Origin of the sequence: Rhodococcus sp. CX, from assembly GCF_015865005.1 — a bacterium.
In the GTDB taxonomy this organism is placed as follows: Bacteria; Actinomycetota; Actinomycetes; order Mycobacteriales; family Mycobacteriaceae; genus Rhodococcus.
This window is the reverse complement of the sequence record NZ_JADZGH010000111.1, coordinates 38,382-47,599: the sequence shown is the minus strand read 5'-3', so window position 1 is coordinate 47,599 and position 9,218 is coordinate 38,382. Positions and strand designations below refer to the sequence as shown.

Sequence of the window (9,218 nt, the reverse complement as noted above, 5' to 3'; positions counted from 1 at the left end):
GACGTGCCGCCGGTTGCTGCGTGTTCTCGGGTTCGACGAGCCTGCCGGTGCCCTGGACGTGCAGTCCGTCGTCGACCTCGTGGCGTTCGGGCGCGACGGCGGCACGTCGATCGCGTCGACGATCGCCGCTGCACGGGAAAACGCCCGCGGCGCCCGTGAGGTCACGTCCACGGAGATGTGGCAGTGTCTCAACACCACCTACAACGGTCTCGCCGAACGTGAACGCGCGTCGAAACGCCTCGGCCCGCACGAGTTCTTCCGCTACATCGAGGAACGTGCCGCGATGTTCGCGGGCCTGGCCGACAGCACCCTGTGCCGCGACGACGGCTACCGATTCCTGCTGCTGGGCCGGTCCATCGAACGCGTCGACATGACCGTGCGCCTGCTGCTGTCGCGGGCCGGCGACCGTCCGACCTCCCCGACCTGGGCGACGGTGCTGCGTTCGGCGGGCGGGCACGACACCTACCTGCGCACCTATCGGGGGGCGCTCGACGCGGGCCGCATCGTCGAGTTCATGCTGCTCGACCGGCTGTTCCCGCGCTCGGTGTTCAGCGCGATCCAGGAGGCCGAACGCTGCCTGGCCGAACTCGACTCCTCCGACAACCGGCTCGGAGCCGGGAACGCGGCGCAGCGCCTGCTCGGGCGGGCCCGCAGCGAACTCGAATTCCTCGAGCCGGGGGTGCTCGTGGAGGAACTCGCCGAGCGTCTGCTGATGCTGCAGGACATGTGCCGGCAGGTCGGTGACGCGATTGCGCGTCAGTTCTTCCACTCCGCCCCGTGGGTGGCGTGGATCGATGCGAGGGCCGTGGAACTCGACCGCGTGCCGGTGGAAGGAGAACTGTGAGCTGGCGGATGCGCGTGGTGCACACCACGGGATACGGCTACGACGGGCCGGTGACCTCGTCCTACAACGAGGCTCGTCTCACGCCGCGGTCGGACGGCCGGCAGACGGTGATCCTGTCCCGCGTCGACACCACGCCGGCGACACGGGCCTACCGCTACACCGACTACTGGGGCAGCGGGGTCACCGCCTTCGACCTGCACGCCCCGCACACCTCGCTCGACGTCACCGGCCTGTCCGTCGTCGAAACCACGGTGTCGGGACCGCCCGACACCGTGGTCGATTGGGACGAACTGCGTTCGGAACCGATCCGCGACCGGTTCGACGAACTGCTGGTGCCGACGGTGTTCGTGCCCGCGGACAAGAACCTCGCCAAGGTCGCGCGCGGCCTGGCCCGCGGACTCGACCCGGTCTCGGCGGTGTTCGCCGCCGCGCGGTGGGTGCACGAGGAGATGAACTACGTGCCGGGCTCGACCGGGGTACACACCTCGGCCGTCGAGGCGTACGCGGACCGCAGCGGCGTGTGCCAGGACTATGCGCACCTGACGCTGTTGTTGCTGCGCGCCATGGACATTCCCGCGCGGTACGTGTCGGGATACCTGCATCCGCAGGTCGACGCCGAGATCGGGGTGACCGCCGCAGGAGAGTCCCACGCGTGGATCGAGGCGTGGACCGGGGCGTGGTGGGGTTACGACCCGACCAACCTGTCGTTCATCGGTGAACAGCATGTTTCGGTCGGGGTAGGACGGGATTACGCGGACGTGCCGCCGCTCAAGGGCATCTACACCGGCGGTGGCGCCACGGCGCACGAGGTTGTTGTCGAGGTCACCCGGCTTGCGTAATGTGCCGGACGCAGGGGGAAGTCGAACCGACTCGGATCGGCCCCACGGGGCCGCGAACCTCTAGGTGGTCCCATGACGTCCCAACACGAGACAGCCCAGGAATACGTCGAGACGGAACCGTTCTCGGATGTCAAGAAGTTCGTGGCGGAAGGGATCGGCACGTTCGTGCTGGTGTTCTCCGCCGTCGGCACGGCGGTGTTCGCCGGGGCGAAGGTCGGCAATCTCGGTGTCGCGCTGGCATTCGGCCTCACGCTGCTGTTCCTCGTCTACACGATCGGCCCGATCTCGGGCTGCCACGTCAATCCCGCAGTCACCGTCGGCCAGTTGATCGTCGGCCACATCACCGCGGCGCGTGCCGTCGGCTACTGGGTCGCGCAGTTCATCGGCGGTCTGCTCGCCGGTGTGGTGATCTACACGATCGCGCAGTCGCTTCCGTCCTACGACCGGACCGTGGACGGTCTCGGTGCCAACGGCTGGGGTGCGCACAGTCCGTCGGCGATCACCGGCCCGCTCGGTGGGGTGCTGGAGGAGGGTTACGGCCTCGGCGCCACGATCCTGATCGAGGTGCTGCTCACCGCGCTGCTGGTGTTCGTGGTGCTCTCGGCCACCGATCAGGTGTCGGACGTGCTCATGGCCGGTGTCGCGATCGGTTTCACCCTCGCGGTGATCCACCTGATCGCGATCCCGATCGACAACACCTCGGTCAACCCGGCGCGCAGCCTCGCGGTCGCGCCCTACCAGGTCGGTGCGCTCGGCCAGTTGTGGGTGTTCATCGTGTTCCCGCTGATCGGCGGTGCGCTGGGCGCGCTGGTCTACCGGCTGCTGTTCGGCAACACCCGCGGCCTGCGCGCGTAACGCGCGACCGCTGTCTCGCTGCGCTCCGGCTTCACTGCCAGCCGAAGTCGGAGCGCAGGCGGGTGGCGACCGCGTCGAACCGCTTGCGGTCCAGGATCGCGCCTTCGCGCCGGATGCCTTCCTCGGGGACATCGAGAACCCGGTCGAGCCGAACCCAGCTCGGCCGGTTCTCGGCGTCCCAGGCGCCCGGTCCCAGCGCGAGCCAGTCGCGGTGCCCGTCGCGGTCGCTGTTCGACGAGAGCATCAGGCCGAGGAGCGTCGAGCCGTTGCGGCCGACGACGAGAACGGGCCGGTCCTTGCCCTGGCTCGCGTCCTCCTCGTAGGCGACCCACGTCCACACGATCTCACCGGGATCGGCGCGACCGTCGAGGTCGGGCGCATAGTCGATGCGCCGCGCCCGGTGCGCGGTGGGTGCGCTGCGCGAGGTCACCGGCCGGCCGGGTGTGGGGGCGGGCCGACGGGTCTGCGTCGAGCCGCCGAGGGCGGTGCGTGCTCTGCCCTCGGCCACGATGCGGGCCTTGTCCAAGGCACCGGATCGCTGCAGTTGCTCGAGCAGCCGAGGACCCTGCTCGACCGCCAGCTTGCCCAGTTGCTTGCCCAGTTTCTTCCACGTACCAGCCACGGTCGCCGAGCTTAGCGGCGACGAGGCGACAACGTCCGTGGCGGCAGGTCAACGGCCCTTACGGCGCGTACGGGCCTCGAGGATGCCGATGATGGCGTCGGCGAGGGGGCCGTCCTGGCCGGCGACGGCCTGCTCGAGGTCCTCGATCATGGCGGCCGTGACTCGGGTCTGTTTGAGGTGTTGGCCGGCGACGAATTCGTGGGTCATGAGTTGGGTGTCGAGGTCGTCGATCTTGGCGAGGAGCTGGTCGAGCTCGGCGACGGTGATCTCGACGGTGCCGAACTCGGCAAGCTCCCCGAGACCGGCGTCGGTGGCGCGGTGGGCCGCGAGGTCGCGGCGGGCGCGCAGGCCGGCGAGGAGGCGGTCGAAGGCGGGGGTGTCGTCGCTGTACACGGCCTCGAGCGTAGGGCCCGGAGCGGGCCGACGGTCGTTGCACACGCCCGGCGCGGTCGGGAGCACTACGCTGCGCAGGTGATCCTCGAACACGCACCGCTGCAGGTGAAACCGGGCATGTCCACCGAGTTCGAAGCAGCCTTCGCTCAGGCCCGGCAGATCATCGCCCGGATGCCCGGGTTCCGCCGGCTGAGCCTGTCCCGCTGCATCGAACGGCCCGACGCCTACCTGCTGCTCGTCGAATGGGACACCCTCGAGGACCACACCGAGGGATTCCGCGGATCGGCGGACTACCAGCAGTGGCGTCGGCTGCTGCACCACTTCTACGACCCGTTCCCGACCGTCGAACACTACGAGCAGGTCGACGCCTGACACAGAGGTGCCCGTCATGACGGTTGGTGCATCGAAATACCGGTACACCAACCGTCGTTTCGGGGTGAATCGACAGAGCGGGACGGCTCGTCAGGCGCGGGTCGGGACCCGGCCGGTGGTGGCGGTCGAGAGCACTGCCCTGAACCCGCTCGTCACCTCGTCGGCGAGCGCCTCGTCCACGCCGTCCTCGAGAGCGTCGAGGATGCGGGAGACGACGACGGCGGGGTCGGACTTGGGGACGTCGAGGTGCGCGATCATCGGGGTGTCGGTGTAGGCGAGATGAGCGCCGACCACCTGGGTTCCCTGTCCAGCCAACTCGAGCCGCAGCGCGTTCGTCAGACCCCAGAACGCGGCCTTGGACGGGCTGTACGCCCCGGGCGCCGCCAGCCAGCTCAGCACCGAGTGCACGTCGATCACGGCGCCGCCGCCGCGCCGCGCCAGGGTGGGCGCGACGGCGCGGACGAGTTCGAGCGGCCCGAAGACATTGGTCTCGAACGTGGCCCGGATCTCGTCGATCGGGGAGGTGAGCAGCGAGGGTGCACCGGTGATCCCGGCGTTGTTCACGACCACATCCACATCGGTCGCCGCGGCGGCCGCCGCCCGGATCGAATCGGGGTCGGTGACGTCGAGGTGGATCGGGACGACGCGTTCGTCGTGCCAGTCGTGATCGCGCCGCGCTGCGGCGTACACGCGGTGAGCCCCGCGAGCGAGGAACTGGCGGACGAACTCCCGGCCCAGCCCTCCGGTTGCGCCCGTGACGAGCACGGTGCGTCCTTGGATGTTCATGATTCGTTCCTTCGGTGGGTCAGAGCCGTTCGATGACGGTGGCGTTCGCCAATCCGCCTGCCTCGCACATCGTCTGGAGTCCGAAGCGGCCGCCGCGCTCATGCAGTGCGTGAATCAGCGTGGTCGTCAGGCGGGCGCCGCTGGCCCCGAGCGGGTGCCCGAGCGCGATGGCACCGCCGTGGACGTTCACCTTGTTCAGGTCTGCGCCGGTCTCCTGCGCCCAGGCGAGCACCACCGACGCGAACGCCTCGTTGACCTCGAACAGGTCGATGTCGTCGAGGGTCAGTCCGGCGCGCGCCAGCACCTTGCGGGTGGCGGGAACGACGGCGGTCAGCATCAGCAGCGGATCGTCCCCGGCGACCGCGACGCTGTGCACCCGGGCGAGCGGCGTCAGCCCGAGCTGTGCGGCCCGCTCGCTCGTGGTGACCAGCAGCGCCGCGCTGCCGTCGGTGACCTGACTGGCGTTGGCGGCCGTCACGTTCCACTCGATCTGCGGGAACCTGCGCGCCATCGCCTCGTCGAAGTAGGCGGGACGCAACCCGGCCAGGGTTTCCAGGGTGCTGCCGACGCGGATGCCTTCGTCGGTGCGAACCTCGCCGACGGGGCTGATCTCCGCGTCGAACAGCCCGTTCTTCGTGGCGGTCGCCGCCCTCGCGTGGCTGCCGAGCGCGAACTCGTCCATCTGCGTGCGGGAGATGCCCCAGCGCGCGGCGATCAGCTCGGCGCTGATGCCCTGGGGCACCAGGCCGTCGGGGTAGCATTCGGCGAACGCGACGCCGCTCGGATCGGTCGTCCCGAGCATGCTCGATCCCATCGGCACCCGGCTCATCGACTCGACCCCGGCCGCAACGGCGATGTCGTATGCGCCGGCGATCACTCCCTGTGCCGCGAAGTGCAACGCCTGTTGGCTGCTGCCGCACTGCCGGTCGACGGTGGTGGCCGGCACCGATTCCGGATACCCGGCGGCGAGTGCCGCGCGCCGGGTGACGTTGGCGCCCTGCTCGCCGACGGTGCTGACGACGCCGCCGATCACGTCGTCGATCAGGTTCGGGTCGACGCCACTGCGGTCGACGACGGCGCGGAGGCTGTGGGCCATCAGATCCACTGGGTGGACGTCGTGCAGCGCACCGGTTTCCCGGCCCCGGCCCAGGGGAGTGCGGACGGCCTCGACGATCACTGCGTCTCTCATCGGAGTCCTTCTCGTTCGTGAGCGCCGGGTCGGATCCCGGACGCTCGGTCTGCTGACTGCAACCATCTAGCTATGCAAAACCATACCCAGCAACGACGGATCTGACTATAGCGGCCAAAAGTCAGTATTCTGAGGGCATGGCGATGAAGCTCGAAGGACCCCTCGCGGACCGGTCGGCGTGGGAAACCGGTGAGCACTGCTCGATCAGCCGCGCCATGCGGATCGTCGGAACGCGATCCGCGATGCTGCTGCTGCGGGAGGCGTACTACGGCACCACCCGGTTCGACGACTTCGCGCAGCGGGTGGGCATCACCGAGGCCGTCGCCTCGGCGCGGCTGAAGGAACTCGTCGAAGCCGGATTGCTCGCCAAGAGCCCGTACCGGGAACCGGGGCAGCGCACGCGCTACGAATACGTGCTCACCGACATGGGCCGTGATCTGCTGCCCGCGGTGCTCGCGCTCATGCAGTGGGGCGACAAGTATCTGCACGACGACGGCGGACCGCTGCAGCTCGTCGAGGACGCCACGAGCGCGCCGGTCCGGGTGCAGATCCGCAGCGAGGACGGCACCGAGGTCGGGCTCGACGATCTGCGCGTGCGCATCAACCGCCACGGCAAACGGGACGCCCCGAAGCCGTCTGCGTCCTGAGCGAAGTACCGAGCAGAGTCTCGGGCGGACCCCGCCGCGACCCTGGATGTGCCTGCCGGGCGGGGTCCGGGGGATGATGGGAAGGCGCGGATCGTGGCTGATGCGATCCTGTAGCGGGACGAGAACGGGACCGGTCGCGACGACCCGGTCGGTGTCGGTGTGCGAGTGAGACGAGGGAACAAGGCTTGAGCAGCAACTTTGCGGAAAAGACGTTCACGGATCCGTCGAAGATCCGGAACTTCTGCATCATCGCGCACATCGACCACGGCAAATCCACCCTCGCCGACCGGATGCTGCAGCTCACCGGTGTCGTCGAGGAACGTGCGATGCGCGCGCAGTACCTCGACCGGATGGACATCGAGCGCGAACGCGGCATCACCATCAAGGCGCAGAACGTGCGGCTGCCCTGGAAGGTCGGCGACGAAGAGTACGTCATGCACCTGATCGACACGCCCGGGCACGTCGACTTCACCTACGAGGTGTCCCGCGCGCTCGAAGCCTGTGAGGGCGCGGTGCTGCTCGTCGACGCGGCGCAGGGCATCGAGGCACAGACCCTCGCGAACCTCTACCTCGCGCTCGACAAGGACCTGACCATCATCCCGGTCCTCAACAAGATCGACCTGCCCGCCGCCGATCCCGACCGCTACGCCGCGGAGATCGCCAACATCATCGGCTGCGAACCCGACGACGTGCTGCGCGTGTCCGGCAAGACCGGTGTGGGTGTGGCGGAACTGCTCGACGAGGTGATCCGGCAGGTCCCGCCGCCCGTCGGTGACCCGGACGCACCGGCCCGCGCCATGATCTTCGACTCGGTGTACGACACCTACCGCGGTGTCGTCACGTACGTCCGTGTCGTCGACGGCAAGATCGTGCCGCGCGAGAAGATCAAGATGATGTCGACCGGTGCGACCCACGAACTGCTGGAGGTCGGCATCGTCTCGCCCGAACCGAAGGCGACGGCCGGTCTCGGCGTCGGCGAGGTGGGCTACCTCATCACCGGCGTGAAGGACGTGCGCCAGTCGAAGGTCGGCGACACCGTGACGACCGCGCGCAACGGCGCGACCGAACCGCTCACCGGCTACCGCGAGCCGCGCCCGATGGTCTACTCGGGTCTGTACCCGGTGGACGGCTCCGACTACCCGGACCTGCGCGATGCCCTCGACAAGCTGCAGCTCAACGACGCGGCGCTGACCTACGAGCCGGAGACCTCCGTCGCGCTCGGCTTCGGCTTCCGCTGCGGCTTCCTCGGCCTGCTGCACATGGAGATCACCCGCGAACGGCTCGAGCGTGAGTTCGGCCTCGACCTGATCTCGACGGCACCGAACGTCGTGTACCGCGTCGTCCTCGAGGGCGGCCAGGAACACATCGTCACCAACCCGTCCTACTGGCCCGAGGGCAAGGCCCGCGAGATCTACGAGCCGATCGTCAAATGCACGATCATCGCGCCGAGCGAGTTCATCGGCTCGATCATGGAGCTGTGCCAGAGCCGCCGCGGCGAGCTCGGCGGCATGGACTACCTGTCCGAGACCCGCGTCGAGCTGCGCTACACGCTGCCGATGGCCGAGATCATCTTCGACTTCTTCGACTCGCTCAAGTCCCGGACCCGCGGCTACGCGAGCCTCGACTACGAGGAGGCCGGCGAGCAGCAGGCCGCGCTGGTGAAGGTCGACATCCTGCTGCAGGGCGAGGCTGTCGACGCGTTCAGCGCGATCGTGCACAAGGACGCCGCGGCCGCATACGGCAACAAGATGACCACGAAGCTCAAGGAGCTCATCCCGCGCCAGCAGTTCGAGGTGCCGGTGCAGGCCGCGATCGGATCGAAGATCATCGCGCGCGAGAACATCCGCGCCATCCGCAAGGACGTGCTCGCCAAGTGCTACGGCGGCGACATCAGCCGTAAGCGCAAGCTGCTCGAGAAGCAGAAGGAAGGCAAGAAGCGCATGAAGACGATCGGTCGCGTCGACGTGCCGCAGGAAGCGTTCGTCGCGGCGCTGTCGTCGGAGGCTTCGTCCGACAAGCCCAAGAAGTAGGCGCCACTCCACCGGAAGGATCCCGCCGTGCTCGACACCTGGCTCACCCGTGAACTGGGAATCACCGTTCCGCTCGTCGGGGCGCCGATGGTGGGGCGGGCCGGTGGGGCCCTCGCCGGGGCGGTCACCCGCGCCGGCGGCATCGGCCTGATCGGCGCGGCCCGCTTCCACACCGCCGAGTGGCTCGAGGCCGAGGCACAGACGGCACGGGAGATCGGTGGGGGACTGCTCGGGTTCGGCCTGATGACCTGGGCCCTGGCCGACGACGCCACGCTCCTCGGTACGGTGCTCGACCTGCGGCCGCGGGTGGTGTCGCTGTCGTTCGGCGATCCCGCGCCCTACGTGCAACGCGTGCACGACGCAGGGGCACTGGCCATCTCGCAGATCAACTCGATCGACGATCTGCGGGTCGTCGAGGCGGCGGGAGTCGACGCGGTCGTCGCGCAGGGCCACGAGGCGGGCGGACACACCGGCCGGGTCGGCACGCTGCCGCTGCTGCAGGAGGTTCTCGAGTCGACGTCGCTGCCGGTGCTCGCGGCGGGCGGGATCGCATCGGGCCGCGGTCTGGCGGCGGTGCTCGCGGCCGGCGCCGAGGGAGCGTACGTCGGTACGGCCCTGCTGGCGAGCCCGGAGACCGTCGG

At 69.1% G+C, this 9,218-nt stretch carries 10 protein-coding genes and 1 pseudogene; 7 read left to right on the top strand and 4 right to left on the bottom strand.

The genetic code is table 11. The annotated features are described in order from the left end of the window. The 3 genes and pseudogenes from I0Q12_RS12305 to I0Q12_RS12295 form a co-directional block, all read left to right on the top strand. A pseudogene (locus I0Q12_RS12305) lies at positions 1-844 on the top strand (alpha-E domain-containing protein); the annotation flags it as partial. An 8-nt stretch (positions 845-852) separates the two neighbouring features. Next, entirely contained in the window at positions 853-1,683 is an 831-nt protein-coding gene (locus tag I0Q12_RS12300) for a transglutaminase family protein (protein ID WP_197252217.1), read from the top strand. A 72-nt stretch (positions 1,684-1,755) separates the two neighbouring features. Then, positions 1,756-2,538, top strand: coding sequence for an aquaporin (locus I0Q12_RS12295; protein ID WP_197252188.1), 783 nt, complete (start codon positions 1,756-1,758; stop codon positions 2,536-2,538). A gap of 31 nt (positions 2,539-2,569) precedes the next feature. Here I0Q12_RS12295 and I0Q12_RS12290 read toward each other — a convergent pair whose 3' ends face one another. Then, the gene (locus I0Q12_RS12290; protein WP_197252187.1) at positions 2,570-3,160 is read right to left on the bottom strand and encodes a type II toxin-antitoxin system PemK/MazF family toxin; all 591 of its coding nucleotides are present in this window, start codon (positions 3,158-3,160) and stop codon (positions 2,570-2,572) included. A gap of 48 nt (positions 3,161-3,208) precedes the next feature. Continuing rightward, on the bottom strand, positions 3,209-3,553 hold the full coding sequence (locus tag I0Q12_RS12285; protein WP_197252186.1) for a hypothetical protein: 345 nt from the start codon (positions 3,551-3,553) through the stop codon (positions 3,209-3,211). A gap of 78 nt (positions 3,554-3,631) precedes the next feature. On the opposite strand from I0Q12_RS12285, the gene I0Q12_RS12280 reads away from it, so the two are divergent. Further along, positions 3,632-3,925 (top strand): antibiotic biosynthesis monooxygenase, encoded by a 294-nt coding sequence (locus tag I0Q12_RS12280; RefSeq protein WP_197252185.1) that lies wholly within the window; start codon positions 3,632-3,634, stop codon positions 3,923-3,925. A 90-nt stretch (positions 3,926-4,015) separates the two neighbouring features. Here I0Q12_RS12280 and I0Q12_RS12275 read toward each other — a convergent pair whose 3' ends face one another. Together I0Q12_RS12275 and I0Q12_RS12270 are read right to left on the bottom strand one after the other, a co-directional pair. Then, a complete protein-coding gene (locus I0Q12_RS12275) occupies positions 4,016-4,711 on the bottom strand; it encodes an SDR family oxidoreductase (RefSeq protein WP_197252184.1) in 696 nt (231 codons plus the stop codon). Positions 4,712-4,730: 19 nt separating this feature from the next. Further along, positions 4,731-5,900, bottom strand: a complete 1,170-nt coding sequence (locus tag I0Q12_RS12270; RefSeq protein ID WP_197252183.1) for a thiolase family protein — start codon at positions 5,898-5,900, stop codon at positions 4,731-4,733. A 137-nt stretch (positions 5,901-6,037) separates the two neighbouring features. Here I0Q12_RS12270 and I0Q12_RS12265 point away from each other — a divergent pair, with 137 nt between their 5' ends. The 3 genes from I0Q12_RS12265 to I0Q12_RS32675 form a co-directional block, all read left to right on the top strand. After that, on the top strand, positions 6,038-6,547 hold the full coding sequence (locus I0Q12_RS12265; RefSeq protein ID WP_197252182.1) for a helix-turn-helix domain-containing protein: 510 nt from the start codon (positions 6,038-6,040) through the stop codon (positions 6,545-6,547). 185 nt (positions 6,548-6,732) lie between these two features. Next, positions 6,733-8,577, top strand: coding sequence for a translation elongation factor 4 (gene lepA / locus I0Q12_RS12260; protein WP_197252181.1), 1,845 nt, complete (start codon positions 6,733-6,735; stop codon positions 8,575-8,577). Between the two features lie 27 nt (positions 8,578-8,604). Further along, positions 8,605-9,218 (top strand): nitronate monooxygenase (locus I0Q12_RS32675; RefSeq protein WP_307846202.1); only part of this gene is annotated, 614 nt, incomplete at its 3' end.